Raw genomic sequence first — 25,445 nt, 5'->3', positions numbered from 1 at the left:
TGCCAGCAAGCCTAAATAAGGCATGCGTCTAAAACCGTACTTGCCCATGATGCCGGAAGCAAATTGATTCGTTATGCGGGCAGTCCGGCCAAACGTGCCGGCGTCTGCCGCCGCCAAAGGGCTGCCGGCCCCTGCGGGCTGCTTCCTGCGGGGGATATGCGATTGTCGGGATAGCATGAACAATCCCCCTGCCCGTTATTTTTTGAAAATCGTCTTCAGGCCGCCATGCACAAGCTCGATGGATTCGATGGCCACATTTCCGCTGGTCGCGTTTAACTCCGGGCCGTTCCATTTCACGGGAAATGCGTCGAAAAAATTCCAACGGCACACTTCCTGCCCGGCCTGATTGTGCAAAATGACGGAACCGTTCTTGCGCTTGATTTTCCCGGCCGTGACGTTGTTATACCAGTCCCACAGCTCGCTGGAGCTGGTGATGCCTCTTTTTAAAACGATGTTCGGGTACTTCGTATGCTCGATCATGTAATGGGGACGCGTGTTGACTCCGCCTTCCCATAGCGGCTTGACCTCTATTTCGGAGCGCATGCCGGAGACTTCGGAAAAACCGCCGACGATCAGCCCGTCAAGCTCGACCAAAAAGCGGAACGCGCCCGCTACATCATGCGTTTTGGACTGCTTCATACCTTATCACCTCTTGCCGAACACGTCGAAAGGATTGTCCGGCTTTTTGCCGTCGTCGTTCAGATTGCGGTTGATGCGCGATATTTCCTCGCACCATTTGCGGCGTTCCCGGTGCTCCATTGACATGATTTCATCGTGCGTCCAATGAAAGTAATAAGCGATGAAGCCGGCTTCCTCGTAGATCTTGTCAATGGGATATCCGGTTATGCCCCCGCCATCTCGTCCAAAAAAGACACGTCCACATCAAATTCGTGCTCGCATTTCGGACAAACCGTATGCACTTTGGGCACTTCCATTTCGTTGATCTGGCGGTAAAAATTTTGCAGAAACGCAAGGTCTGCCGTGAACAATTTTTCCACGACCCGCGTATCGATAGCGCGCAGATCGCCTAATTTGGTAATGACGCGCGTTAGCAAAATGATCGTGAGGTAGCCGGGATTTTGCTGGACGCGCTGATCGCGCATCGGCAGTATTTCGTCGGCGGCCGTCGCAAGGCGCATCACGCCTCTTTTGTGCAGCGTGCCGTCCTCATCGACGTATCCTCTGGGGAGCTCGAATTCGTACTCCGTTTTAAAAGCCATGCTCGCTTCCTCCTTCATGTGAAAAAAGAAGAGCCGGAAGCTGAAGCGCAGCGCTCCAGCTCTCCTACTCTTTCGCTGCCGTTACTTCGTGCGCGTCATGCCTTCGTGGGCAAGCTCCAAATTTTCGATCGCGACTTCGTTGCCCGATCCGTTAAAGTTCGGAGCCGTATACTTGGACGGCCACGCTTCGATAACCTGCCATGTCGCCACGTCGCCGCCCTCTTCGTTGATTGCGATGATCGTAACGGTTTTGCGGGAAATTTTGCCCTGAATCGACTCGGACATCCAGTTGTACATATCCAAAGAGTCGGTTACGCCCCATTTCAGCGTGATGTTGCCGTATTTGGCAAGCCCCGGAAGTTTGCGAGGCGTAATGACTTCGTTGCCCTCGCGGTACTCGATGACGGACAGCGATGCGTCAAAGCCGGACACTTCGCTGAACCCTGCTTGCTGAATGCCTTCCACTTCGATTCTGAATCTAAAATTGCGGTATGGATCTTTACGTTCGACAGCCATATAATACCCCTTTCCTGATTATGAAAAAAATGATCGTCCGAGCGGGCCTGCTCTTCTCTCGCCTTACTCTTCTCTCGTCTTCTGAGTAATGCGGAAAATGACGAACTCGGCAGGCTTCACAGGCGCTACGCCGATGACGCAAATGAGCCGTCCGTTGTCGATGTCGTCCTGCGTCATCGTGCTTCGTCCGATGTTGATGTAGAACGCCTCGGCAGGACTGCCGCCCATCAGCGCTCCGTCTCTCCATACGCGCGTCAGGAACGCATCAATCGTGCGTTGTACGCGAGCCCACAGCTGCTCGTCGTTCGGTTCGAAGACGACCCAGTTCGTGCCGTTCTTGATCGACTCTTCAAGGAAAATGAACAGCCTTCTGACGTTGACATATTTCCATAAACCGTTGGAGGAAGCGGTGCGCGCACCCCATACGCGGATGCCTTGTCCGGCAAAATGGCGGATCAAGTTCACGCCTTGCGGGTTAAGGATATCCTGCTCGCCTTTGTTGTACTGGCAGTCGAGGCCTACGGCGCCGCGAACGACTTCGTTGGCCGGCGCTTTTTGCACGCCGCGGGTTTGGTCCGAGCGCGAGTAAATCCCGATGACGGAGCCGGACGGCGGGATATAAATGTTGCGCTTGTCCAGCGGGTCGAACACCTGCAGCCAAGGGTTGTACATCGCTGCATAGCTGCTGTCGAAAATGTTGCGGTGCGTCATCACGTCCGCCACTTTCGTTTTGTCGCGCGGAATGTCGAGCACGGCAAAACGGCTGCCGAGGTTTTCGCAATGCGCGACAAGGGAAAGCTGAACGTTCGGGTCCGTTACGCCCGGAACGGCCATAATGCTGACCACGTCGTTATCGATGAACGACTGGATGCCCGTACGCTTGCCGGGGCCGCGGTCTACGCCCATGAAATCGCCCGCGGACAGATTGGCGATGGAACCGTTGCTGCCGCCCGACAGCGCGATCTGGAACTTGCCGGCCGTCTCCTCTTCGCCGGAGAGCACCTCGAAAGGAGCTACGGCGCCGAGATCTTTGCCGTCGGTCAAATCTTTCACCGTTACGATGTTGGAACGGGACATGATTTTCTCGATATGGTTCGCTGCGGAAATGTTCAGGGACATCTTTTCATAAGTCTCCGCTTCATCCCCGTAAAAAACGTTGATCGTAAATTCGCAGGTAGTCAAAACTTTGGCAGGCAGCAAATTCGCGTCCGTCACATCGCCTGTAAGCTCGGAAGCGAGCTTGATGATGTTGTCTTGGGAAGCTACGATTTTGTTGTACTGCTTGCTGCCGTCCGCTTCGAAAGCGACGACGTCGCCTACGTTGAAGCCCGCGTTGTTTTTGACGCGGTATTGGTTCTCGCCCAGGTCCTCGTAGATTTGCGTCTTGGCCTTGCTCGCCGGAACGATGACCGCGCGGATTTGGTTGCCCCATGTGCCGGGATTTTTGGAAGTAATGCGTACAATCTTGGCTTCTTTGTTGCCTTCGGTCTGATTCGTCGCAGCTTTGGCGTCGGACGGCGCTACCCGCATGACAAAGCAGCGCGAGCCTCCGTTCAGGAAAAAATGTTCAACGGCATACGATAAAAAGCGGTAATCGCCAAATTCGTTTTCCGACAAATAGCTGCCGAACAAACGGTGAAAGTCCGCTACGCTCGTCACTAATTGAGGTACGCCCTCGATTTCTCCTCTTTGCGCGAGTCCTAAAAACCCGGCCGTACTTGTGCTTGCACCTTCCAACGGCTGCGCGCCGCTGTCAAACTCTTCCACATAGACTCCCGGTGATAAATATTCAGCCATTGTTCCCCGGTTCTGCCTGCAGGCGCTTGGTTGCCGCTTGATGCCGCCGCAGACATGATACCAGTTCTCTCCTTTCTGCTTGTGGTTTTTTGTATAGAAGATGGACGCATGCACCCATCCGCTAAATGAGGTTACGTTATGTATTGCGTTCCGAGGTTGGTGGTTTGGCCTTCCGCCACCATCACCTCCTTCAAGAACGGCTGGCCGCTCCCGCCGCCGGCGACGTGCAGGCGCACCGAAAACGAAGGCGCTCTGCAGCCTCCCAAAGCGATGACCGCTTCGCCGCGTTCGGTGCAGCGGGTCTCGACGGCGGGAAGCAGCAGCGCTCCCCGCGAATAGCTGCGGACCAGCGGCTTCGCGAGCCGGAAACGCTTCCGGTGCTCCAGAACCTCCGCAATTTGCACCGGTTCTTCCGGACCTTGCGGTCCGCGCTCTCGCAGCACGTACCGGCTACCCTCAACCATGCTGCCGGTCACAAAACCGACCGCAATTTCTTCCGCGCCTGCGCCGGTCTGCTCCGGCATCAGCCTGGCCCGCGCGCATTCTTCCGTCAGCACGCTGGCTGCGACCGGCGCTCCTTGCAGCGGCGCGTCCTTGCCGTCCCGCAGGCAAACCCTTATGAGCGGGGCGCCCGGCGGAAACGGATACGAGGGCAGCGGCTGCAGCTGCAGCCGAATTTGCTCGATGGAACGGGAAGATCGGGTGGAAAACGGGATTTGCTCTTGAAAATAATGTTCAGCGTCTATGCGGAGCCGGTAATCGCCCTCCGGTAAATCGTTGAATATATAGGATCCGTTCGATTTGCTGATCGCAATCGAGCGGGCGCCTTCGAGATGTACGGCGATATTCGTACCGATGGGGGCTTCTGAGGTGAATGAGTCTGACAGGCCGACAACCAGGGAAACGCGGGATTTCAAATGTACTTCGCGCCTGAGTTCCAAATCCGACGCCACCTGTCCTTTCCGGAATTTTAACCTTGTATGCGAATATCGCGTTCCAGCACCCGCTTCGTCGTCCTGATTCTTGTCGAATCGATTTGGACAGGGCCGACCGTGTAGCTCAGGGAAAGCCTGTAAGGGGTATCGGCAAAATTCCACATGTTCATCATGCTTTCTCCGGCGAACGGGTCCAAGACGATGCGCACTTCCTCCTCGCGCTCGGCCAGCGTGCCTACCGTCATGGAGCCCCGCAGCACCGAATTGTCGTACAGCACCTGCATCGCTCTCCCCAAAATCCGGTGCTCGTCAAGCGCGCGGGACTGCAGTTCCGCCGGCGATTGGACGGTAAGCAGGTAGCCGAGCTCGACCGACATGGGAGGAAACTGGATTTCGTGGGTCCCCCTGGATATCATCTGCGTCCGCCGGTTATCTCCGCTTTCCCTGACCGTATACAGGAAAAGAGACAGGTAGAAATCTCCTTTATCGACAGGCGATGCCAGACCGATCATCTCGGGCTGCGGGATGGGGTCGGGGGTCATGTTTTCTCTGAGCAGCTTCACTAAGGACGCGCTGACATCAGCAATTACGGAATAGTCGCCTATTGGATTTCACTCCTGCCTCTTGAAATGGCAATTATGTATGCGTGTAGAACAAACGTGCAATATGTCAAATCTTTACGTTAATCTTAAATCCTTTTTTATTATAATTGTATTTAAGTAGGATGACTACAGATTTCTTCATCTTTCCCATCAAAAATTTACCTTCTTAATAGTTCTCCAGATCCAGTTTTGCCACGATTTTCCCGGATTTTTGCAATTCATGGCGAATGGAGGCGATAATGTGGCGCATGCGTATCGGCTCTCCCGCTTCCGCAGCCAAAAACGCCGAAGACAGCACGACGTTTTTGATGTTGCCTCCGGCTATCTCGAACTTTTGCGCCAGGTATTTGAAGTCGACCTCGCTGCTGACGGGCGCCGCCGGCGGAAACATCGAGCGCCAGATCCGCTCCCGGTATTCCGCGTCGGGAAACGGAAATTTGATCACATAATTGATTCTCCGCAAAAAGGCCTCGTCGATATTGTTCAGCAAATTCGTCGCCAGAACCGTGATCCCCTGGTATTCCTCCATTTTTTGCAGCAAATAGGCCGTCTCGATGTTCGCGTATTTGTCGTGCGAATCTTTCACTTCCGACCGCTTGCCGAACAGGGCGTCCGTCTCGTCGAAGAAAAGCACGGCACTGCTCAGCTGCGCTTCATGGAAAATTTCGTGCAAGTTCTTCTCGGTCTCGCCGATGTATTTGCTGATCACCTGCGAGAGATCGACCTTGTACAGCTCAAGCTGCAGCTCCCCCGCTACGACCTGGGCCGACATCGTCTTGCCCGTGCCGGGGGGACCGGCGAACAGCATGCTGAGACCTTTGCCGTAGGCCAGCTTCTTCTCGAACCCCCAGTCTCCGTAGACGAGACTGCGGAATTTGACCTGGCTGCACGCATTGCGCAGCTGATCCTTTTGCTCCGGCGGCAAAATGACGTCCTCCCAGCCGTAGCGGGGCTCGATGCGCACCGCCTTGCGCTCCAGCCGGTGCTGGGCCTGCCGGAAGCATGCCCGGTACAGCGCGGGCGCTTCCAGCGCTGCGGCGTCCGCCGGGCGGCCGTCCAGCTGGCGCTGCCAGGCCGAATAGCCGGCGGCAAGCTCCAGCGACTGGCGGATCTGCCCGGGGGTGAAGCGGAATTTGCCGCTCATCACCCGCCAGTCGACGTCCCCCTGGACGCCGAGCTCTTCGGCGAAGCGCCGCCAGAGCAGCTCTCTGGCCGCCTCGTCCGGCACCTGCAGCTCGTGCTCCACCAGCAGGCGGTCCTTCGGCTTCCACTCTATGCGCAGCTGCTGCCCCGCCAGCAGAAACAGCAGGCCGGCATAGCCGTCCAGCTGCTCGTGAAACTGCTGCTGGCGCTGCCTCGCGGCGAAATCCGGCTCTTCCGGATACAGCGCTTCAAGCCGCGTAAAGCAAAGCACCGCCTGATGCAAAATCGCTTCGCGCATCACGGCCGCAAGCAGCCCGGCGAAGCCGGCCGGCTGCAAAAGCAGCTCCTCCGCGTTCACGAGGAGGAGCGGCTTGCCAAATGCGCGGGCGCAGTGCCGCACATGCAGTTTTTTGCCTGCGCCGGCGCTGCCCCACAGGCAGAAAGCAAGCCCCCGGCGCGCCGGGACCGGTGCTTCGTAAGACTCGCGGACGAATGCCTGCAATCGCCGCTGAAAATCTTCCTGGATGAGCAGCGGCGGCGCGGCGTCATCCGGGTACACGATCGCTGCGGCCGGCTTCAGCCCGGCGTCCAGCTCGCCGGTGTCAAGCAGGAACGCGGCGATCCGCTTGTCCAGCAGCACCGGCTTCGAGAGCAGCGATCTGCCCGGCGGCTCGTGCTCCTCCCGCTGCAAAAAGTACCGGGCCAGCTTGCCGGCCGGGCCCAAAAATGTCGCGCGCCATGTGCGCATGTCCTCGGGCGTGCGGCACGCCAATTGCAGCGCCGTGCCGACATTAGGCGCTTTATTCGTCAAATCGTCCTGCAAAAATCCGAATAACCGCTCGTATTTGCGGTCCAGCTCGAGCGCCAGCGCCAGCAGCACGATGCGCTCTTCCACCTGCGAAAGCCCGAATACCGCCGACATGTAGACGAGCGGCAGCAGCACCTGGCTTTCCCGGCTCGCCCGCAGCCGCTCCGCAATCCGCTCCTCCCACTCCTCGATCTCTCCGAGGAGCTCGGCCTCCGTCTCCTCCTGCCGAGCGGCCTCTTCCGCCGCCTGCGCCCCTGCGAGACGCATGAATTCGTCCTCGGACACGAACATGCCGCGAAACGCGTCCGTCTGCGGGTCGGCGGTTTGAACCTGCCTTCTCGCGTACAGCAGGCGAAGCTTTTTGTCCAGCAGGCAAAGCTCGTCCGCATAATGCTCCCAAGCGTGCGTATAAGATTGAGCTGCCATAAATCCTCCTGACGGCCTGCATGCAGCGCCTTTTGCAAATTTCCAAAAATAATGTCGCATTATATATACTTATGTCGAATCTACTAGTTCCTCTTGCCTAATTGGAAATCCTTTCTTACAATATCGTTAGCACCTCTGCGCAAATCCGGGCGAATACTCCTAATCCTGCTTCCAGCCTGACTGGAAATAAGGATGATTGCCGTTCATGCACCCATGGCCGTCCCGGTAGAAAAGGAGCCTGAAACTTTTGGAACAACCCCCGGTAAACGACAGCAATTGGAATCGGAAGCTCATTCGTATTTTTTGGTCGATTTTGTTGATATACGAAGCGGCTGCGACGATCGGTCTGTTCGTAGACATCAGTCGAACCCCTGATCAGTGGGGGCACAGTTTTATCCGATTCCAGGTGATTCCGACATGCTTGCAGTTGGCTCTTATGGCGATCGGCCATGCCGCTGTTTATTTGTTCAAGCGCTACAGCGATTTTATCATGATTGTCTGGACCATGACTATGGTCGGTCTTTTTATTATTTGCATCCCGGAATTAAACGACAAATACGAGTTGATGTGCATTCCCGTACTGCTGTCATCGAGTTATTTTCAGCGCAAGCTGATCGTTTTTGCATATGTATCGAGCCTTGTTTGCATCGTGATATTGGTTGCCGCCAATTTTTACAGAGGAATCGTGCCTAGCGCGTATGAAATGATCGTGTCCGCAGCAGTCGTAACGGCAACCGCAGTCGTTTGTTTTGCCATTATGGATAAAGGTCTTGATTTAATTACCCAGCTTAAAGATTCCGTCGTCAGGGAACAGGAGCTGCTCATTCGCAACGTGATGATCGACCGGCTCTCCAAGGTGGACGCGCTGACAGATTTGTTCAACCACCGTTCGTTTCAGGAGCATACCGATCATCTCATTTCGCACATTCCACACGACACGCCGCTCGAACTCGCGCTTATGGATATCGATAATTTCAAAAGAATCAACGATACTTACGGCCATTGGGTCGGGGACGAAGTGCTGAAAACGATAGGCTCCATACTGAAGCAAACGTTAAGCTCGGACGATATGGCTTTCCGTTACGGAGGCGAGGAGTTCGCGGTGCTTTTTGTCGGGAAGCGGCACGACGAAGTGATGGCCCTGTGTGAAACGCTGCTGCACAAGGTGCGCGGCACGCTCATTCCCGAAATACCCGATCAGCACATAACAATGAGTATCGGAGTAGCTCCGTACGACCGCAATACGCTCAAAAAAGCCTGGTTCCAGCGCGTGGACGAATGTTTGTATACGGCCAAGCGGTATGGCAAAAACCGCATCTACGCCCAGACTGCCGATTAGCCCGGCTTTTTTTACCGCCGAACCGCATCCTTCGCGATGCGGTTTTTGTTTTTTCCGTCTGTACTTTTTTTCCGCCTGTACATGATTTTGGTCGTTTAGGCAAATAATAGCCAAAATCATAAAAGGTGGTCTTAACTATGTGCACATCGATATCGATGCTCGCAGACGTCTCGGAGGTTGTCGCGCAATTCCGCATTGACCGTCTGCTGTCGTACAGCTCCAACCGTTACGAAATCAAGCCGACCCAATCGCTGTCCGCCATCGTAACGAACCGCAAGTCCGAGCGGCTGCTCGACGAATTCAGATGGGGGCTCATGCCGTTCTGGGCCAGAGACGCGGTGTGCGGCGACCGCGATTCGATTTTTCGCAGCGATGCGTTCGAGCGCATCGTCCGCAAGCAGCGCTGCGTCATTCCGTGCAGCGGCTTCTATATAAGCCGGACGGAGGGCAAGCGGACGCAATGGCACAGGTTCAAAATGCGCAGCGGCACTTTCGGCATCGCCGGCTTGTACGATGTGTGGCGCTCCCCGTCGGGCGAAGAGCTGCGCACCTGCACGATGCTGATGACGGAGGCCAATTCGCTCGTGGCCCCTTATATGGGCCGGATGCCGGCTATTCTGGAAGCGGACGATGTCGACGCCTGGCTCCAGCCGGCCGTGAAAGACGCCCACTCCCTCCAAAAGATGCTCCGTCCCATGGAGGAACTGAGGATGGTGGCGAACCGCCTCGCTTCCCCGCAGGAAAAGCTCGAAACGAATACGGACGTCGGCGTGCTTGCCTGAAAGTCTGTCCTGCCTCCGCCGGGCCGTTCACCTGTCCGTTGGTCCCTCATGCCCGTTTGGCCGCCCCTGCGGGCGGACGCATGCACGTAATAAAGCCGGGAAAAGAACCGCTTGGCGGATTCTTGCGCCGGCTTTATTGCTTAAGCGGCGGCAGCTCCTCGCCCCGCGTGACAAGACGGACGCCTTCCGCGCAGACCCCGTACGGCTCCCAGGGACAGGTCGCGCATACGACGCTGATGTCCTTCGGTACGAATTCCGCCGCTATTTTACCGAGAATTTCCTCCCAGCTCCATTCGAAGCCCGTTTGCAGACCGAGCATCTCCAGAACGGCGGCATCCTTCCGGTACACGCTTAGATCCTCGCAGTGCGGCCTCTGCTCATCGCTCGGAAAGGCGGCGCAAATCTCGTCGGGCCCCTCCACGATCGCAATCCTCGTCTCCGGGCGGCTCCGCAGCGTCTCGTAAATTTTTGTCATATTGACGCAAAAATCCGGGGAATAGCCCATCCCCCTGTAACCCAGCAAGCAAAGCAAATGGTGTCCTCGAAGCTTTATATGCATCGGATGGTTCTCCTTCAACTGATTGGCCTTCGTGTATGACTTCGTGTATGACTTCGCGTATGTCTTCATGTAGATGATAGCACAAAAACGGATGCGGAAGGCTTGACATTTTTCCGGATCAACATGTATTATGTGTATCACATCAACTAGTACACTTGGTACATTCGAAAGGAGGAGCTGCATGTATCTTCATTTGGATGAACGGAGCCCCACTCCGATCTGGGAACAAATTGTCCAGCAGATCAAAGAACGCATTCTGCAAGGCGTCATTCAGCGGGGCGACAAGCTGTTGTCCGTACGCGAGCTTTCCGCCGCGCTGGTGATCAATCCGAATACGGTGAGCAAAGCTTATCAGGAGCTGGAGCGGCAGCATGTTATCGAAACGCGAAGAGGCAAAGGGACGTTCGTCGTCGATGCGCTCCCGGCAAAAGGAGACCGAGACAAAATGAATGAAATCCAAAAGGCTTTAAAGCTGCTCGTCGTGGAATCGTCATACGCGGGCGTAAACCGTGAAACACTGATCCAGTGGATCGAACAGTATTGGGAGGAACTTGGAGGTGCAAAGCATGTTAACCGTGCAAAATCTGAGTAAACGCATCGACGGGCGGCTTGTTCTGGAGAACATCGGCTTTGAGCTGAAGGCCGGCTCCATCGCCGGTCTGCTCGGACGCAACGGCGTCGGCAAAACGACGCTGCTGAAAACGATCGTCGGCATTCTCGATCCCGACGAAGGAGAAGTGCTGTTCGACGGCCGCGCCGTCGCCCGCGAACATGCGGTTCGCACTCATATTTATTTTGTGCCCGACCATACAGGCATGTTCAACAGCTACTCGGTAAGCGAAATCGTCAAGCTGCATCAAAAGCTGTACCCGGAGTTCGACGACCTGAAAATGGTCACGTTCATCCGGCAATTCAGCCTGCCGCCCCGGCAATCCTTGCGCAGCTTCTCGCGGGGGATGAAAGCGCTGCTGTTCATTCTTTTGGCGATATGCAGCGGCGCCCGCCTCATCGTTTTGGACGAACCGACCAACGGACTGGATGTCGTCGTGAAAAAGCAAATTATGCAAACTTTGCTGGAGGAAGTGGCGGAGCGCGAGCTATCTCTGCTCATTTCGACGCATCAGCTGGAGGAATTGGAAAAGATCGCGGATTCGCTGCTTCTGATGAAAGGCGGGCGGCTGGAGATGTGCATCAGCACCGACGATGTGAAACAGCAGTATAAAAAAGTGCAGGTCGCCTACGGCACAGGCGCGCTGGAACATCTCGCCGAAGTTAAGGGTATCGAGCTGATCGGACAGATCGGCCGTGTGATGACTCTTTTGCTGAAAGAGCGGCCGGAGGAAACGCTGAAGCAGCTTCAGGCAACGAATCCCGTGCTGCTGGAAGAATTGCCGATGAAATTGGAGGATATTTTCGTAACGGTGCTGGGAGGAGATTCGCGTGTTTCATAAAGCGCTTTTGTTCAGAAACTACAAGCAGGCCAAATTTGCGATTTGGGCATTCTGGCTGATGACGCTGTTCACTTCCTATAAATTGTTCGATCATGCACAAAACTTGCAGAGCATGCTCGACTATTGGAAAAAATCAGGGAAAGCCGGTGGGTTCGAATACTATTTTTCCCCTAATCTTTCGAATGAAACGCTGCTTCAAATTTGTATTTGCGCAGCCATCGCCGTGCTCATGATCGGATTCGGCAGATCGAATCAAGGTCTGGAATACTCGTTCTCCTGGCCCGTGCGCCGGATTGACCTGTTTTTATCCAACTGGTGGCTTGGGGCGGCGCATATCACAGCGGCAGTAGCCGTCAGCTCGGGACTCAATTTTTTCATTTTACATAATACCGTTTTGAAAGATTACCTGAAAGACAGCGTGCTTATGTACTACCAGATCCATGAGCTGTTCACGATGATCGGCGTTTTCACCTTCAGCCTGTTTGTCGGACTGATCGGCGCCAGCGTAGTTTCCCAATTTGCGATCGGCTTTATAGGCCTTTTCGTCCCCGGGGTCGTGTACCAGCTTTTGGAGGATTTCGCAGACAAGCACTATTGGGTGTTCACAGGGCGTCATTTTGTGACGAATCCTTACCTGTACGATTTTTTTGGCATCATTTCCTTTCCCATGCGTATGATCAAAATCACCGATTACGTGATGAGAGAGATGAATCAAGGCACCGCCGTTGCCCATGAGGTCTATACCGGGTACGGGAGCATATATGCGTCTCTCGTTGTGATCGCGGCAAGTCTGCTGTTGATCGTTAAAACTTCCGGCAAATCGACAAATGAAAATAACGGCAAAATGCTGCTGTACCCTCAGCTCATCCCTTATTTCAAAGCAAGCGTCATCGTGTGCGCCTTTCTGCTGGGAACGACGATGTTCAGCAACAGGTACGAAGACAATCCCAACCTGGCGGGGTACATATTCAGCCTTTACGCAGGCGGCATTCTTTTTACCGCCATCGCTTGGCTGATCATGCGCAAACTAATGGGAGTCCGGCTCGTGCTCGGACGGAAATAAAACAAAGGCGTCCCACACGAGGGGGACGCCGCAGCGCGACTGCGCCGGGGCAGCTGCTGCGGCGCGAATGGCGAGGCAGACGCGGCCAGACGGCGCTGGGTTGGCGCGAACGGCCCGAGACGCGTGGCGAACGGCGCCAATCCATAGTCTGTGGCCGGATAAATCTGCAGAAACCCCCGTGGCACCGTGAGCGTCACTCCACAGAATGAAGCTAATTCAGGTCCGCTGCGTTTTGCGAAACCATACGCAAAAGCCACTCCCCTGCCTAGTTGCGCGAGGAAAACCTGCAAAAGTGCAGGTTTTTACTCGTTGATTCGCTTGCTGCGAACAATTCCTGCAAAAGTGCAGGCTTTTCACCGAGTACACGCGCTCAGATTCATTTCCAACGAAAATCCCTGCACTTTTGCAGCTTTTTCACCAAAACGGACCATTTTCGCAGGAATTCCTGCACTTTTGCAGGCTTTTTCCCCGGCCTGGCTTGCCAAGCCGTCTTAGGCTCCCTGATGTGCAGCGCCGCAACCCGTGCGCATTGGCAAAAAGCAGATGCGCCGAAATAGGCCACCTTTTGCGAAATCACACGCAAGAGCCACTTCCTTTGCCTAGCTGCGCGAGGAAAACCTGCAAAAGCAACCATTTGCATTTGACTTGGGAAGAGCTCCCAAAGTAGATGATTATGGCCGTTTCGCAGCAAAAGCCAGGCCTTCAATGTCACAAATTCGTTCAAACATCCGCAAAAGGCTTGTAGAAATAGAATGATGCTTCAGGGATCAGTGCGCCGGCACCGCGAGGATAGAGCGATGTTGTGGAGTTACTAAGGAAAAGAGAATGTATTTTTTAATGATCAAAATCCCAAATTGGCTCGCATTAACTTTCCTGCTAGCCTTGTGAGTCTTGCCCGAACAAAACTTCACCTTTTTCCAAAACGCCGTTTTTCCGCGCTAAATGTTGTCATTTAACCTCTGTTTCGAATTGTAATCCGGCAATTTAATCGAACTATACACTTCTTTCGACTCATCAACAGACAGGCTTTCTGAGTCAGAAGATTGTAAAGTGGCGAGCATCTGATTACGGAATTCCAGCTCCTTACTGGTACGAGGAAAAAGGACTGCCGCACCTTTATCGGCCAAAGCCTGGTTCGCTTCAGCAAAAGGCCGCATTAATTTTTCATAAGCAGAAAAGGCTTGTTCATGTTCTTCATGTGAAGCGATTTCTCCAGCCAGAATATAAGCGCCAACCAATGCGAGACTTGTTCCCTGTCCGGTTAAAAAGGACGGAGCAAAGGCAGAGTCACCTGTCAGCACCACTCTGCCCTTCGACCATCGGGGCATTCGAATCTGACTGACTATATCAAAATACATATCCTCAGCTTCCGTCATCGCCTTTACAAGTCGAGGAACTTCCCAGCCACTATCGGCAAATTTTTCTGCGGTCAACTTGCGTTGTTGGCCAGGATCCGGCCTCCCAGAAAAAGGAGGCTTTTCTAATGCGAACGCCAGAAAAGCAAAAAGCGTTTCACTGTCTCGGTAGGCCAACAATGCGGTATACAGCCCTGGTGTGGCATAGGAGATAATCTCATAGGACAGGCCCAGTTCATTCGGAATGGTGAATACGTTAAAACAATATCCAAGATATCGAGTAAACTGCTCCTCTTCCCCGAATACAAGACGGCGCGTTTTGGAGTGTATACCATCTGCACCGATAACAAGATCGAATCTTTCGCTATGACCGCTCTTAAATGTAACATCTACTCCATCATTGATGTCATTCAGGGTAGCAATGGAATCATTGAACATGTATCGAACCGGTTGATTCTTCGTTAGTTCGAATATTGCTTCCGACAACTTGCCTCGCGGCACTTCGAGATCCCGCTCTTCCTCTCCGCCGGTAAGCTCCTCCGGCTTCATGATGGCTGCAATGCTGCTATCCGGTTTGAGAAAAGTAAACTTCTTTGACTGACTGTGAGCTGCTTGGAGTTGTGGGAGTATTCCCATCTTCTCGACCACATCAATTGCCGTTCCTCGGATATCGATTGGGTATCCACCAGTACGGACTGTTTCGGCAAGTTCAACAATAGTTACATCGAAGCCATACTCACTAAGCCAGTAGGCAAGAGTCGGCCCGGCGATGCTTGCACCTGAGATCAATACTTTCTTAGCTTTACTTTTCTTAGCGTTTGTCATTAAGATTCTTCCTCCTTCAAATAAGGTACTATTAGTTCCTTATTCCAAGGATAACCTATTGACTTAGGATGTGCAATAAATTTATTTTTTCATAACAAAAAGCCACATTCCATACCGTTGGAATGCGGCTAATTAACATACTGTCAAACTTGGACTGTCAAATTCGGACAAGTGGCAAAAAAATGTCATCCACGATTTCTGTAATGGTCTGTTCAGTCAGTGCCTCATGAGTGGTGAACACTTCGTATCGGAGCAAATCGGCCGGCAGTGAAAGGATCCTTTCACTTATTCCTTTCAGGCTAACTTCTCCACGCTTCTCCGCGTTATTTAAAATAGTCCTTATCAGCATCGTCAACTGATCCTCGGTTTTGTTACCAATAAGCTGAGGTAGATAAGCGATAATATCCTTGCCGTGGTAGTCGACCATAATACCATGTATCGTTTCCGATCCAATGATTTGCAAAATTTCTGCAATCCGATTCAGCAGTATTATAACATCTTCACGCAAATCTCCTGTGTTCGGATCCTCAAGGGAGGGCTTGGGAATCAGTTTGGTAATAGCTGCAACCACAAGCTGCGTTTTATTGGGCCAACGACGGTACAGTGCGTTCTTGTTCGTTTTCGCCCGTATAGCGACTGCCTCCATAGTTAAAGTAGTATAGCCTACCTCTTTCCATTCATCCCATGCTGCCTGCAGAATTGCATTCTCCAAAATGTCACCTCGACGCCGTGTACCCTTGTTCTGCTTTCTATCGTTATTCTCGTCCATTATCTTTTGGTACGTCCCTTCTAAGTTTTATTATCACAACCTCACACCTGAAATTCAGCCTCAGTTTAGATGAGATTCTCTGCAACTACAGCAACTCCTTTCGGATTTTCTTAAATATGAGCGATCTCCAAATGTAGCAATTATTCGATGGAGTTCCCCCCGAGATCTATGCATGATCATCCAAGTTTCGGCGGGTTCACGTGTGATAACTAGCAAGGATAATGGCATAAACTAAACATTTTTGAACCCCGACTTCGAGATCGTGACGGTGCGTGGTTTGGGGTATAAAGCGGTGAGGCGCGTATGAACCCGATAAAAAAGCTACTTCCGAAAAAATCAGCCTTGCGCTTTCCTTGGTAGCATTGGTTTTTCTTATTATTTTTTAGCTCATACTTTTGGTGCTTTTTTTGAGCATCCAGAAAAAAAGGGGGTTCTCAAGAGCCTGAATAGTGCAAGCTTTTCACCAAAACGAACCATTTTCGCAGGAAATTCCTGCACTTTTGCAGGCTTTTTCCCCGGACTGGCTTGTCAAGCCGTCTTAGGCTCCTCGCTGTGTAGCGCCGCACCCCGTGTGAGAGAGACGCGCTTTGGAAAACGGATGCGCCGAAATAGGCCCCCTCCGGTTCTTCTTGCCCGCCACTTCTGATTTTCGCTGGTTTTCCGCGTGTTACCGGCTGGCCCCTGCTCCTATTGGCGAGCATCTTTTGCGATGGTTTCCGAAACGTCGTTCCGTACACTTTTCGCGATCAGGAGTAGGAGCTCCCGGAGAAGTGCAGCGGCGACTGCTGCTACCTGCCTCCGGCCGGGACTCTGTACAGCCCGTAGCCGTTCATCGGAACGATCGGGTGCTCGTCCACGGTCAGGCCCGCCGCGTTCGCGTTCAGCGCCACATCGACGAGCCAGCGGGTAAAATCGGCCACAGGCATCGATGCCATTTCATCGAGGCTGTAAAATCCCGCCGCATCGACTTCCACGTTGTCCGGTACAGGCTCTCCGCCGATGTATTCCATTTCGAAAGCGATGTACAGGTTATGAATGCTTCTTGGAAGATCGCGCACTGCAACCACCCGTTTCACAACCGCTTCTACGCCCGCTTCTTCCAGCACTTCTCTTTGAATTGTATCGTGAATAAGCTCCATCTGCTCGATGTATCCTCCAGGATTCGTCCATCTTCCCAGCCCCGGCTCCTGGGCTCTGCGCACGAGCAGCACTTTGCCTTCTTTTACCACCAATGCACCGACGCCAACGCTGTAATTTCCCCAGTGCACGAAGCTGCACGCCGGACAAGCTCTTCTTGCAGCGCCGCCGATTTCCCGGGTTTCCAAAGCAGTCCCGCATGACATACAATAGTTGATCTCCATAAATTACCTCTCCAATTCTCAGGTGTGTTACCCCTGAACCTTATGCCCCTCATGTTCCTTATACTCTTGTGCTACGTACTCTCTTTGTCAGTTCTCACTTCACTCTTGTGGCGATCGTTTGGTTTCGAATCCGGCCAGGAGGACGTCGATTCCGAATAAAAATTCGTTATCCCAGTCTACGGCCGTTGTATACGAAGCCAGCCGGGCGATATGGGGATAGTGCTCCTTGGGAAGCGCCTGAAACCGTTCGGATTGGGCTTTGCCCAGTTCATCCATATCCATATGTTCCCTCTCGGCGCGGCCGGTTAAGCGGCTCTCCTCGTCCACAAAACCTAGCACGTAGTTTTTCAGCATGGATGCCAGCCACGGAATATGCGGGTCCCTGAACCCGGATTCGGCCAATAAGCGGAACAAAAATTCGATATGCGCCAGTCGGCTGGGACTCGCTGCAATCGTCGCGCCCATGATGCGGACAGCGTCTCTGTACCGGTGAAGCGTCCGGCGAAAATTCAGCGCCCACTGCCGGGCCTGCTCTTGCCAAGCCAGTTCCGCATCCGGGAATTCGGCTTCGGCGCTTATTTGCTCCGCTAACAAATGGAGCAGCTGCTCCTTGTCTTTTACGTGATAATAGAGGGCCGCCGCTTTAACTCCGAGGGAATCGGCGATTTTCCGCATACTCAGCCGATCCAGTCCTTCGGCCTGCAGCATGTTCAAGACCGCCTTCACGATCCGTTGACCGTCGAGAGGCGTATGCAGCGGCTCTGTCTGCCCCTCGTGCAGTTCGGCCGCCGGTTGATGAATTCGCCTTCTAGCCATAATCACCCTCCAGTTTTTCTTGACAATTATAGCACACCATATTAATCTAACGGTATTAAATTACAATTTAACATCGTTAAATTAAAATCAAAAAAAGGAGCTGCATATTATGACCGAAACTTCATTTACCACCCTTATCCGCAGCGCGGGGAAAATTTTATCCGTCTCATGGCGGGCGGTTTACGAGGAAAAGAAAGAGGAATTAATGCGGATGTTCGAAGAACATGGGGACCGGGCATACGGCGTGTGGATTCAGCAATTTATGGCGCCGGTCTTTGAATACTTGGCTGCGGAAGGTTATCTCGTGAAAAGCGGCTTTAATCGGAAAGACTCCGTGGAAAATTGGGGGCCTCCCGAAGAAAGGGAACGGTGCATTTGGTATATCGTCAAAAGCGGAGACGGTATCCCGCTCGGTACGATGGTTTTGCAAGTGTATCATTCGCACACGACGTTTCATCTCCCCCGGGCTCCCCGCCTGTTCGCTCTGGAAGTTACGGAAACGGAACAAATCGTATCCGCGCTTTCAAATGCCGCTACCCGCATCAGGTGGGATGTGAAAGAAGAGCGGCTGCCGCATCCGGACGCCGCTCCTGCCCGAGACGTCCGTTGGGCATACGCGACGGATATCGCAATCTCGGATTGCCTGCACGCCGCAGCCGACGGGCACATGTACAGCTGGACACTGGACGACTCGCTGTCCCATTGGGGCCGGTACGGCTGGGAGCTCGTTTCCGTCGTGCCCAAAGACGGCCATGTCATCGCCTTTTTCAAGCGGCCATGCCCGGCGTGACGCGAAATATCGCGTCGCCGAGCAAGGCCGCAGCCACGCGATAGCGCAGCCGCTCCGGCGATTATTTGCGCAGCAGCGCGCGCCACTCGTCGATCTCCAGCGAGGCGAGCCGGCCCTCCTCCACCCGGACGGCAAAATAGTTCTGCACCGCCGGATCGGCGCCGCAAATATAGCGCTCAACTTCCGCTGCCTGCTGCTCGGTTGCCGCGGTTCGTCTTACCCAGGCCGGGAAGGCGTGCCTTTTGCGGCTTAGCGCGGAGTTTTCGACGCGGAGCCCCGCTTCCCCGGCCAGTTCTTCCCACTCCCGAACGGGTAGACAGCGCACATGACTGGTGTCGCGCAGCCGTTCGAATTCGTTCATATACGCCCCGTAAGCCGGGTCGTCGGGAGCAACGTTGTCGATGAGCAGCAGCCTGCCGCCCGGCTTCAGAACACGGGCCGCCTCGCGCAGGAAAAGATGCGGATTCGGAAAATGATGCGCCGCAATCCGGCAGGTCACCGCGTCGAAAGTGTCCGCCAGGAACGGCAGCTTTTCGGCGTCCGCCTCCACGAACAGGACATTGCCGCACTGTTCGCGCCGGAGATGGCCTGCAGCGGCCTCCAGCATCGGCAGCGTCAAATCAGAGGCGACGACCTGCCTGACATGGCCGGAAAGCTTTTTGGCCGTATGGCCGCCGCCGGTGGCGATATCGAGCACCTGCCAGTCGGGCTGCGGGGACAGCCATTCCACGGCCAAATCGAGGTCATCGCCCTTGGCATGGCTCTCGCTCGCTACATATTTTTCGGCATGCTTGCCAAATTGATCCTGAACATTCTGCTTGATGAGGCGATCATCATTTTTCATTAATTATGCACCTCCAAATGGAATACCGTCATTTCATTAGACGAAACCACATTGCATCAGACGAAACTAACAATTTCATTTTACCACTCCTTCATGCAAAAAGAAATAGAACAAACTCACTGCACAGCAGATACCTCCGTTACCATCTGACACAAAACCACACTCAATTATTCCCATATTTTACTGGATCTATAGATAAATCAGAGGTATATTTGTGTCAATGGACGGTACAGCGAATCGGAAGAATGGAAGGCATTAGAGCGCGGCCTTAGGCTGAGCAAATCCAACCTTTGAGCTGCTTTTACACGTATGCGAGAAGAGGTGAACAATTTTGTCTAAAAGAGGCGTTGGCGCTTTATTTTGTATCGTTGCTATTTTTTTGTATATTCTCCCCTACGCACTGGCTGCAATAATTGCATCTGGCGGGCGAATTGAAAATTACCAGATTTCTTTGGATATCATTGGAACAACTTTCCACACTGTTATGTATTGTTCTTTGATTCTGGGATTGTTTTATCTTGTCTGGTCAGAAGTTGAGAGGAAATGAACTCCTGATTCTGTCAGGCTCCCCGAGAAAGTGACGGCGCACTATTAGGGCTGGCGGAACTGGGGGAGGCGTCTCATGCAGCCTTGCTCTCCAGCTCGCGTCTGTCCTAGAGCTGATTGCCGCTGCATGGCAGACTGTCATGAGGCGGGTTGACAGGGAAAAACCTGCAAAAGTACAGGTTTTTCCTGCTGGAATGGTTCATTTTGGCGAAAAGCCTGCGAAAGTGCAGGAATTTTCAGCGAAAATGGGCCAGAGCCCCTATGCGTAGCGAAAAAACTGCACAATTGCAGGAATTCTTCGTATCCAACGTATCGAGGCGCAAATTCCTGTATTTTTGCAGGTTTTCTTCGCACCGAACCGCCACCGCCACCGCCAGAAGGATTGTAGCTATCGACCTGGTTTTTTTCCAACGCGCGCGAATCCCTGCGCCGAGAGACTCGGCCTGCCGTCACGTACGGAGAAGTCTGCAGCTCCGGTCTGCCAATCGGCTTAAATCCATAGTTGACTCATAGGATTTATTATGTTTTAATGAGGATACAATTCGAATTCCTGCTCTTTCAAACTGCAATGCAGCCTCTTGGAGCCGCAAGGAATCCATCATGCCAACGTGAGATTTAAGTGATATAATGTAACATCACCACTTCATTTTTATTTCAAAAGTTGGTTGCGCCCTTTGGCTTCAGCTGGCAGCTCTATTCGTCAGCTTTTATTCGTGTGAAATATGTTGACACTATTTTTTTCGATCCTTTATAATTTCTTCATAAGGAAGTCCCTCTTTTTTTTGGCTTTTTTAATGGTTTAAGGTTTGGACCTTAATGTATTATTTCACTGATAGCGGAGGGGTCGGATGCAGTCGACGGATACGCTGCAATTCCAAAAGGTATCGCCCAAAAAGGTCAGCGATTTTATTTTGGAGCAGTTGGAAGAAGCGATTATTTTGAAAGAGTTTTTGTCGGAGGAGCAGCTGCCCACGGAAAGGGAGCTGGCTTCCATGTTCAATGCCAGCCGGCTGGCGGTCCGGGAAGCCTTGTCCCAGCTGGAAGCGAACGGGCTCATCGAAAAACGGCTCGGCGCAAAAGGCGGGACGTTCGTCCTTCCGCTGACGATGAACTCGCACCGCCGCAACCGCGCGGAGATTCGGAAGAGCTGGGACCAGATGCTGAAGGTGTTCGAGTTCCGCTCGATCATCGAGCCTGAAGCGGCCCGCCTGGCAGCGGAGCGGATCGCCCCCGGCGACATCGGCCAACTGCGGGGCTACGTCGAGAAAAGCATGGAAGAAGATTGCGAACGCGAAATGTTCCGCTCGCTCGACGTCAAATTCCATCTGCTGATCGCCAAAGCGTCGGGCAACGTTTATTTCGAAAGGGCGGTTCGGCAAATCCGCACCAAAATCAATCCTGCGCTCGATCTGATGCCTTACAGCCCGAGCGTGAAGCTCGCCAGCTACGACAAGCACACCGTGCTGCTCGAAGCGCTTCAGGCGGGCGACGGAACGAAAGCGCGGGACATTATGAAGCAGCACATCGACAATACGGCGTCCGCCATTTATGCCAGAGTGTTCGGCGATACGGCGCCGTAAGTCGTGCTGTGAGCCTGTCCGGCGGAGCCTTTTTCCACCGGCGTCATCGGACAGACTCCTATGTACTGCATAAGCAATCATAGAACGAGCATCATTCGGGAGGTAGTTGTTGTGGAGCTTGATAAGTTGGTTGATTTGGCGGGAAATTTAAAAGAACAGGTCGTCGCATGGCGGAGGGATTTTCATCAGCATCCGGAGACGGGCTACGAGGAGTTCCGCACTTCCGGCATCGTCGCCGACCATTTGGCGGGCCTGGGCCTTGAAGTGCAGCGCAACGTCGGCAAAACCGGCGTCATCGGGCTGCTCAGAGGCGAGGAACCCGGACCTACGATCGGACTGCGGGCCGATATGGACGCGCTGCCGATTCAAGATCAGAAGACCGCGCCCTACTGTTCGCAGGTGCCCGGCAAAGGGCATCTGTGCGGACATGACGCCCATACCAGCATGCTGATGGGCGCCGCCCAGCTTCTCGCCGGGCTCGGCAAGCCGAAACGCGGCAACATTAAGTTCATCTTTCAACCGGCCGAGGAAGGGCTTGCGGGTGCCAAAGCGATGATGGACGACGGAGCGCTCGACAATCCGAAAGTGGATGCGATGGCCGGGCTCCACGTCTTCCCGGCTTTGCCGACGGGCTCCCTGTCCGTAACCAAAGGCGTCGCTTTTGCCTCGGCCGACAGCCTGTACATCAAAATCATCGGCAAAGGCGGACATGCCGCCCGGCCTCACGAAGCGGTCGATTCCATCACCGTTGCCGCCCAGGTCATTTCCGCCTTGCAGCACATCGCAAGCCGCCTGGTCGATCCGCTCGACACGGTCGTCGTCACGATCGGCAAAATTCAAGGCGGCTATATGGGCACAGCCATCGCCCCGGAAGTTGAAATGACCGGGACGATCCGGACGCTGAATCCGGCGCTGCGCAAGCAAATGCCCGGTCTCGTCGAGAACATCGTCCGCGGTGTGACCCAGTCCTTCGGCGCCGACTACGAGCTGAAGTTCAATATGGGCTACCCGATGGTCATCAACAACGACGATATGGTCGATTTTATGACCCGAACCAGCGAGCAGGTGCTAGGCGGAAAAAAATGGACGTACGTCAATCCTTCGACCGGCGGGGAAGATTTCGCTTTTTATTCCGAAGCCGTGCCGAGCGTGTTTTTCCGTCTGGGTGTCAGCAACGATCAGGAATACACCGGCTATCCCCTGCATCACCCCAAATTCGATCTGGACGAAAACGCGCTCCCTTACGGAGTCGCCATGCTTTCGGCCTTAGCGCTTTCGTACCTCGCGGATTCAACGCAAGCCAAATAAACAGCACCGAAAGGGAGGTCGTTTCATTTGAAATGTTTTTACGCAAAAGGGTTAACCGCCGTTCTGGCCGCCATGCTCGCCGTAACCGGCTGCAGCACGGGAGCAGGCAAAGAAGGCGCCGCCGACGCATCGCCGAAAGCTTCGGCCAGCGCAGGCGGGCAAGTTCTGACCATCGCCAACAGCACCGACATCGAGAGCTTCGACGCGCACAATAACAACAACACGCAGAGCGAGGCCGTCCTGGTCAATGTGTTCGATTATTTGATCAAGAACGACAGCTCGCAAAAGAAAGTCCCCTCCCTGGCCACTTCCTGGGAAAAAGTCGATGACACCACTTGGAGATTCAAGCTGCGTCAAGGCGTCAAATTCCATAACGGCGATCCGTTCACTGCCGCCGACGTGAAATTTTCCCTGGAGCGCGTCGCTAAGGACGGCAAGCTCAAGCAGAACACCTACTACAAAAACTTTAAAGAAGTCAAAATCGTTGACGATTACACCGTCGATATCATTACAACGGAACCCGATCCGCTGATGCTGAACCGCTTGTCCCGCATGGGCGCCGATATGCTGCCGTCCAAATATATTCAGGAAAAAGGCGTCGACGCATTCCTGAAAGAACCGGTCGGCACCGGCCCGTACAAATTCAGCAAATGGACGAAAGACGACCGCATCGAGCTGGTCAAAAACGCCGACTATTTCGGCGGAGCGCCGAAATGGGACAAAGTCGTTTTCCGCTCGATTCCCGAAGCTTCCACCCGGGTATCCGAACTGATCGCGGGCGGCGTCGATATCGCAGCAGGCGTGCCTGCGACGGACATCAAACGCATCGAAGGCTCCGGCAATAAAGTGGCCCAGGCTACGATCCAAAGGGTGCTGCATATCATCATGCGGACGACGCCCGGCACTGTAACCGCCGATCCGAAAGTTCGCGAAGCCATGGATCTGGCCATTAACAACAAGGCGATCATCGACAGCGTCGCAGGCGGTGCGGGCATTCCTACAAGAACCTCCGTTACGCCGGGCAATTTCGGCGCCGATCCGAGCTTGTACAACCAATATGTATACGATTTGGACCGCGCCAAAGCGCTGCTGAAAGAAGCCGGCTATGCAAACGGCGGACCTGAAGTCACCTTCTCCTCCTCCGTCGTATATAAGGAAATTGCCGAAATGACCGCCGCCATGCTGACGGAAGCCGGCTTTAAGGTGAATCTGGAAATTTTGGAAGCAAGCAAATTCAGCGAAAAATTGAATTCCAAAAAATTCAACGAGCTGTTCCTGCTCGGCGTCGGCAACTCGCTGTTTGACGCGTCGAACAACTACAACCGGTTTAAATTCGCCAATGCCAAGGGCGAGACGGATTACAACAACCCTGAAGTCGAGCAATTGCTGCAGGCTGCCGATAAGAACATGAGTCCCGAAGACCGGGAAAAACAATTCCAAAAAGTGCAGCAAATATTAGCCGTCGACAGACCGACCATTTACCTGTACCAAATGAAAGGCATCTACGGCATCGGCTCCAAAGTCGATTACACGCCGAGACTGGATGAAATGTATTTTGCCGAAGACGTTACACCTAAGAAATAACCGGATTGCACCGCATGAAAAGGGAGGATCAGCCTTATGTTCCTCCCTTTGCGTTTAGGATGACCATTTGGGAGGGAGGCGCTGTCCTTGGGTAAATATATCGTCAAGTCGCTGCTGCAAATGGTTCCCGTGCTTTTTTTGATCTCGACGATCGTCTTCATTCTCGTGCACGTCACAGGAGATCCCGTGTCTCTGATGCTGCCGGAGACGGCTACGGAGGAAGACCGCGCGGTGTTGTCCAAAGCGCTCGGACTTGACCAGCCTTTATACGTTCAATTCGGCTTGTTTTTAAACAGCGTGCTGCACGGTGAGTTCGGCAGGTCCTTTCACTACGGCCAGCCGGCGCTGCCGCTGGTGCTGGAGCGCTTGCCGGCCAGCTTCGAGCTGGCGCTTGCGGCCATGGTGATCGCAACGGCTATGGCCGTGCCGCTCGGCATCATTTCTGCGATCAAGCGCAATACGTTCCTTGACTTGTTCATTTCCGGCATCTCCGTGCTGGGCAAAGCGATGCCTAACTTTTGGACGGGCATTATGCTCATCCTGCTATTCTCCGTCATGCTGGGCGTATTCCCCGTATCGGGAAGAGGCGGGTTCGGGCATTTGGTTCTGCCTGCCGTTACTTTGGGAGCCGGCGTCGCCGCTCAGATGACGCGCCTCATCCGCTCCAGCATGCTGGAAATTTTGAATCAGGAGTACATTCGAACCGCCCGAAGCAAAGGTCTGCTGGAAACGATCGTCATCTGCAAGCACGCTTTCCGCAACGGCCTGATTCCGGTAGTGACCATCATGAGCCTGCAATTTACGAGCTTGATCGGCGGCACGCTGATTACGGAAACGGTCTTTTCCTGGCCCGGGCTCGGGCAGCTGCTCGTCTCTGCGGTGAACACGCACGATATGGCGATCGTACAGGCGGCGGTTTTTATTATCGCCATCATCGTCATCCTCGGCAATCTGGCGACGGATCTGGTTTACCGCTTTCTGGACCCTCGTATTAAATACAACTAGCGAAAGGGGGAAGCGCCTTGG

27 protein-coding genes are annotated in these 25,445 nt (G+C 53.8%); 11 read left to right on the top strand and 16 right to left on the bottom strand.

Going from position 1 to position 25,445, the window contains the following annotated elements:
• Positions 1-195 precede the first annotated feature (195 nt).
• From AC3G2T_RS26255 to AC3G2T_RS26220, 8 genes are all read right to left on the bottom strand, one after another.
• Positions 196-639, bottom strand: a complete 444-nt coding sequence (locus AC3G2T_RS26255) for a phage tail protein (RefSeq protein ID WP_488437431.1) — start codon at positions 637-639, stop codon at positions 196-198.
• Positions 640-645: 6 nt separating this feature from the next.
• The gene (locus AC3G2T_RS26250) at positions 646-822 is read right to left on the bottom strand and encodes a DUF6760 family protein (RefSeq protein WP_488437468.1); all 177 of its coding nucleotides are present in this window, start codon (positions 820-822) and stop codon (positions 646-648) included.
• A 20-nt stretch (positions 823-842) separates the two neighbouring features.
• Positions 843-1,220 carry a phage tail assembly protein gene (locus AC3G2T_RS26245; RefSeq protein ID WP_488437430.1) on the bottom strand — a complete coding sequence of 126 codons (378 nt, stop codon included), beginning with the start codon at positions 1,218-1,220 and terminating at the stop codon, positions 843-845.
• A gap of 81 nt (positions 1,221-1,301) precedes the next feature.
• Positions 1,302-1,736, bottom strand: coding sequence for a phage tail protein (locus AC3G2T_RS26240; RefSeq protein WP_474685442.1), 435 nt, complete (start codon positions 1,734-1,736; stop codon positions 1,302-1,304).
• 63 nt (positions 1,737-1,799) lie between these two features.
• Positions 1,800-3,533, bottom strand: a complete 1,734-nt coding sequence (locus tag AC3G2T_RS26235) for a phage tail sheath subtilisin-like domain-containing protein (RefSeq protein ID WP_488437429.1) — start codon at positions 3,531-3,533, stop codon at positions 1,800-1,802.
• Positions 3,534-3,664: 131 nt separating this feature from the next.
• Positions 3,665-4,474: a hypothetical protein gene (locus tag AC3G2T_RS26230; protein WP_474685444.1), complete on the bottom strand. Its 810-nt coding sequence runs from the start codon at positions 4,472-4,474 to the stop codon at positions 3,665-3,667.
• A gap of 29 nt (positions 4,475-4,503) precedes the next feature.
• Positions 4,504-5,055, bottom strand: a complete 552-nt coding sequence (locus AC3G2T_RS26225; RefSeq protein ID WP_488437467.1) for a Pvc16 family protein — start codon at positions 5,053-5,055, stop codon at positions 4,504-4,506.
• 181 nt (positions 5,056-5,236) lie between these two features.
• Positions 5,237-7,447: an AAA family ATPase gene (locus tag AC3G2T_RS26220; protein WP_488437428.1), complete on the bottom strand. Its 2,211-nt coding sequence runs from the start codon at positions 7,445-7,447 to the stop codon at positions 5,237-5,239.
• A gap of 247 nt (positions 7,448-7,694) precedes the next feature.
• Between AC3G2T_RS26220 and AC3G2T_RS26215 the strand changes: the two genes are divergently transcribed.
• Together AC3G2T_RS26215 and AC3G2T_RS26210 are read left to right on the top strand one after the other, a co-directional pair.
• Positions 7,695-8,786 (top strand): GGDEF domain-containing protein, encoded by a 1,092-nt coding sequence (locus AC3G2T_RS26215; protein WP_474685446.1) that lies wholly within the window; start codon positions 7,695-7,697, stop codon positions 8,784-8,786.
• Positions 8,787-8,923: 137 nt separating this feature from the next.
• Positions 8,924-9,568 (top strand): SOS response-associated peptidase, encoded by a 645-nt coding sequence (locus AC3G2T_RS26210; protein ID WP_474685447.1) that lies wholly within the window; start codon positions 8,924-8,926, stop codon positions 9,566-9,568.
• A gap of 133 nt (positions 9,569-9,701) precedes the next feature.
• Here AC3G2T_RS26210 and AC3G2T_RS26205 read toward each other — a convergent pair whose 3' ends face one another.
• Positions 9,702-10,127 carry a DUF1284 domain-containing protein gene (locus AC3G2T_RS26205; RefSeq protein WP_488437427.1) on the bottom strand — a complete coding sequence of 142 codons (426 nt, stop codon included), beginning with the start codon at positions 10,125-10,127 and terminating at the stop codon, positions 9,702-9,704.
• A 181-nt stretch (positions 10,128-10,308) separates the two neighbouring features.
• On the opposite strand from AC3G2T_RS26205, the gene AC3G2T_RS26200 reads away from it, so the two are divergent.
• From AC3G2T_RS26200 to AC3G2T_RS26190, 3 genes are read left to right on the top strand one after another with little or no spacing between them, the layout of a single operon-like run.
• The gene (locus AC3G2T_RS26200; protein WP_488437426.1) at positions 10,309-10,719 is read left to right on the top strand and encodes a GntR family transcriptional regulator; all 411 of its coding nucleotides are present in this window, start codon (positions 10,309-10,311) and stop codon (positions 10,717-10,719) included.
• Positions 10,694-11,578 (top strand): ABC transporter ATP-binding protein, encoded by an 885-nt coding sequence (locus AC3G2T_RS26195; protein WP_488437425.1) that lies wholly within the window; start codon positions 10,694-10,696, stop codon positions 11,576-11,578. The genes AC3G2T_RS26200 and AC3G2T_RS26195 overlap by 26 nt, the downstream gene beginning before the upstream one ends.
• Positions 11,568-12,641: a hypothetical protein gene (locus AC3G2T_RS26190; RefSeq protein ID WP_488437424.1), complete on the top strand. Its 1,074-nt coding sequence runs from the start codon at positions 11,568-11,570 to the stop codon at positions 12,639-12,641. The genes AC3G2T_RS26195 and AC3G2T_RS26190 overlap by 11 nt, the downstream gene beginning before the upstream one ends.
• A 376-nt stretch (positions 12,642-13,017) precedes the next feature.
• Here AC3G2T_RS26190 and AC3G2T_RS26185 read toward each other — a convergent pair whose 3' ends face one another.
• The 5 genes from AC3G2T_RS26185 to AC3G2T_RS26165 form a co-directional block, all read right to left on the bottom strand.
• On the bottom strand, positions 13,018-13,365 hold the full coding sequence (locus AC3G2T_RS26185) for a hypothetical protein (protein ID WP_488437423.1): 348 nt from the start codon (positions 13,363-13,365) through the stop codon (positions 13,018-13,020).
• A 214-nt stretch (positions 13,366-13,579) separates the two neighbouring features.
• The gene (locus AC3G2T_RS26180) at positions 13,580-14,821 is read right to left on the bottom strand and encodes an FAD-dependent monooxygenase (RefSeq protein WP_488437422.1); all 1,242 of its coding nucleotides are present in this window, start codon (positions 14,819-14,821) and stop codon (positions 13,580-13,582) included.
• A gap of 157 nt (positions 14,822-14,978) precedes the next feature.
• Positions 14,979-15,590, bottom strand: a complete 612-nt coding sequence (locus AC3G2T_RS26175) for a TetR/AcrR family transcriptional regulator (RefSeq protein ID WP_474685454.1) — start codon at positions 15,588-15,590, stop codon at positions 14,979-14,981.
• Between the two features lie 788 nt (positions 15,591-16,378).
• Complete coding sequence (locus AC3G2T_RS26170; protein ID WP_474685455.1) at positions 16,379-16,951, bottom strand: NUDIX domain-containing protein; 573 nt, start codon at positions 16,949-16,951, stop codon at positions 16,379-16,381.
• Between the two features lie 99 nt (positions 16,952-17,050).
• Positions 17,051-17,767, bottom strand: coding sequence for a TetR/AcrR family transcriptional regulator C-terminal domain-containing protein (locus AC3G2T_RS26165; RefSeq protein WP_488437421.1), 717 nt, complete (start codon positions 17,765-17,767; stop codon positions 17,051-17,053).
• Positions 17,768-17,876: 109 nt separating this feature from the next.
• On the opposite strand from AC3G2T_RS26165, the gene AC3G2T_RS26160 reads away from it, so the two are divergent.
• Positions 17,877-18,557, top strand: coding sequence for a DUF6022 family protein (locus AC3G2T_RS26160; protein ID WP_488437420.1), 681 nt, complete (start codon positions 17,877-17,879; stop codon positions 18,555-18,557).
• 61 nt (positions 18,558-18,618) lie between these two features.
• On the opposite strand, the gene AC3G2T_RS26155 is transcribed toward AC3G2T_RS26160, so the two are convergent.
• Positions 18,619-19,401: a class I SAM-dependent methyltransferase gene (locus AC3G2T_RS26155; RefSeq protein ID WP_474685458.1), complete on the bottom strand. Its 783-nt coding sequence runs from the start codon at positions 19,399-19,401 to the stop codon at positions 18,619-18,621.
• 331 nt (positions 19,402-19,732) lie between these two features.
• Between AC3G2T_RS26155 and AC3G2T_RS26150 the strand changes: the two genes are divergently transcribed.
• Positions 19,733-19,948 carry a hypothetical protein gene (locus AC3G2T_RS26150; RefSeq protein ID WP_488437419.1) on the top strand — a complete coding sequence of 72 codons (216 nt, stop codon included), beginning with the start codon at positions 19,733-19,735 and terminating at the stop codon, positions 19,946-19,948.
• Positions 19,949-20,085: 137 nt separating this feature from the next.
• On the opposite strand, the gene AC3G2T_RS26145 is transcribed toward AC3G2T_RS26150, so the two are convergent.
• Positions 20,086-20,358, bottom strand: coding sequence for a hypothetical protein (locus AC3G2T_RS26145; protein WP_488437418.1), 273 nt, complete (start codon positions 20,356-20,358; stop codon positions 20,086-20,088).
• A gap of 437 nt (positions 20,359-20,795) precedes the next feature.
• Between AC3G2T_RS26145 and AC3G2T_RS26140 the strand changes: the two genes are divergently transcribed.
• From AC3G2T_RS26140 to AC3G2T_RS26125, 4 genes are all read left to right on the top strand, one after another.
• Positions 20,796-21,527, top strand: coding sequence for a FadR/GntR family transcriptional regulator (locus tag AC3G2T_RS26140; protein WP_474685460.1), 732 nt, complete (start codon positions 20,796-20,798; stop codon positions 21,525-21,527).
• A 111-nt stretch (positions 21,528-21,638) separates the two neighbouring features.
• Positions 21,639-22,835: a M20 metallopeptidase family protein gene (locus AC3G2T_RS26135; protein WP_488437417.1), complete on the top strand. Its 1,197-nt coding sequence runs from the start codon at positions 21,639-21,641 to the stop codon at positions 22,833-22,835.
• 27 nt (positions 22,836-22,862) lie between these two features.
• Positions 22,863-24,419: an ABC transporter substrate-binding protein gene (locus AC3G2T_RS26130; protein ID WP_474685462.1), complete on the top strand. Its 1,557-nt coding sequence runs from the start codon at positions 22,863-22,865 to the stop codon at positions 24,417-24,419.
• Between the two features lie 87 nt (positions 24,420-24,506).
• Complete coding sequence (locus tag AC3G2T_RS26125; protein WP_474685463.1) at positions 24,507-25,424, top strand: ABC transporter permease; 918 nt, start codon at positions 24,507-24,509, stop codon at positions 25,422-25,424.
• The last annotated feature ends 21 nt before the right edge of the window (positions 25,425-25,445 follow it).

This window comes from Paenibacillus sp. sgz302191, from assembly GCF_057749925.1.
The sequence above is the reverse complement of the archived record's forward strand: the minus strand, read 5'-3'. Positions and strand labels throughout refer to the sequence as shown.

Coding starts and splice junctions, on each gene's coding strand:
- AC3G2T_RS26255 (WP_488437431.1), bottom strand. CDS start 639: ATGAAGCAGTCCAAAACGCATGATGTAGCGGGCGCGTTCCGCTTTTTG.
- AC3G2T_RS26245 (WP_488437430.1), bottom strand. CDS start 1,220: ATGGCTTTTAAAACGGAGTACGAATTCGAGCTCCCCAGAGGATACGTC.
- AC3G2T_RS26160 (WP_488437420.1), top strand. CDS start 17,877: ATGACCGAAACTTCATTTACCACCCTTATCCGCAGCGCGGGGAAAATT.
- AC3G2T_RS26200 (WP_488437426.1), top strand. CDS start 10,309: ATGTATCTTCATTTGGATGAACGGAGCCCCACTCCGATCTGGGAACAA.
- AC3G2T_RS26235 (WP_488437429.1), bottom strand. CDS start 3,533: ATGGCTGAATATTTATCACCGGGAGTCTATGTGGAAGAGTTTGACAGC.
- AC3G2T_RS26175 (WP_474685454.1), bottom strand. CDS start 15,590: ATGGACGAGAATAACGATAGAAAGCAGAACAAGGGTACACGGCGTCGA.
- AC3G2T_RS26210 (WP_474685447.1), top strand. CDS start 8,924: ATGTGCACATCGATATCGATGCTCGCAGACGTCTCGGAGGTTGTCGCG.
- AC3G2T_RS26155 (WP_474685458.1), bottom strand. CDS start 19,401: ATGAAAAATGATGATCGCCTCATCAAGCAGAATGTTCAGGATCAATTT.
- AC3G2T_RS26205 (WP_488437427.1), bottom strand. CDS start 10,127: ATGCATATAAAGCTTCGAGGACACCATTTGCTTTGCTTGCTGGGTTAC.
- AC3G2T_RS26165 (WP_488437421.1), bottom strand. CDS start 17,767: ATGGCTAGAAGGCGAATTCATCAACCGGCGGCCGAACTGCACGAGGGG.
- AC3G2T_RS26170 (WP_474685455.1), bottom strand. CDS start 16,951: ATGGAGATCAACTATTGTATGTCATGCGGGACTGCTTTGGAAACCCGG.
- AC3G2T_RS26240 (WP_474685442.1), bottom strand. CDS start 1,736: ATGGCTGTCGAACGTAAAGATCCATACCGCAATTTTAGATTCAGAATC.
- AC3G2T_RS26140 (WP_474685460.1), top strand. CDS start 20,796: ATGCAGTCGACGGATACGCTGCAATTCCAAAAGGTATCGCCCAAAAAG.
- AC3G2T_RS26195 (WP_488437425.1), top strand. CDS start 10,694: ATGTTAACCGTGCAAAATCTGAGTAAACGCATCGACGGGCGGCTTGTT.
- AC3G2T_RS26220 (WP_488437428.1), bottom strand. CDS start 7,447: ATGGCAGCTCAATCTTATACGCACGCTTGGGAGCATTATGCGGACGAG.
- AC3G2T_RS26180 (WP_488437422.1), bottom strand. CDS start 14,821: ATGACAAACGCTAAGAAAAGTAAAGCTAAGAAAGTATTGATCTCAGGT.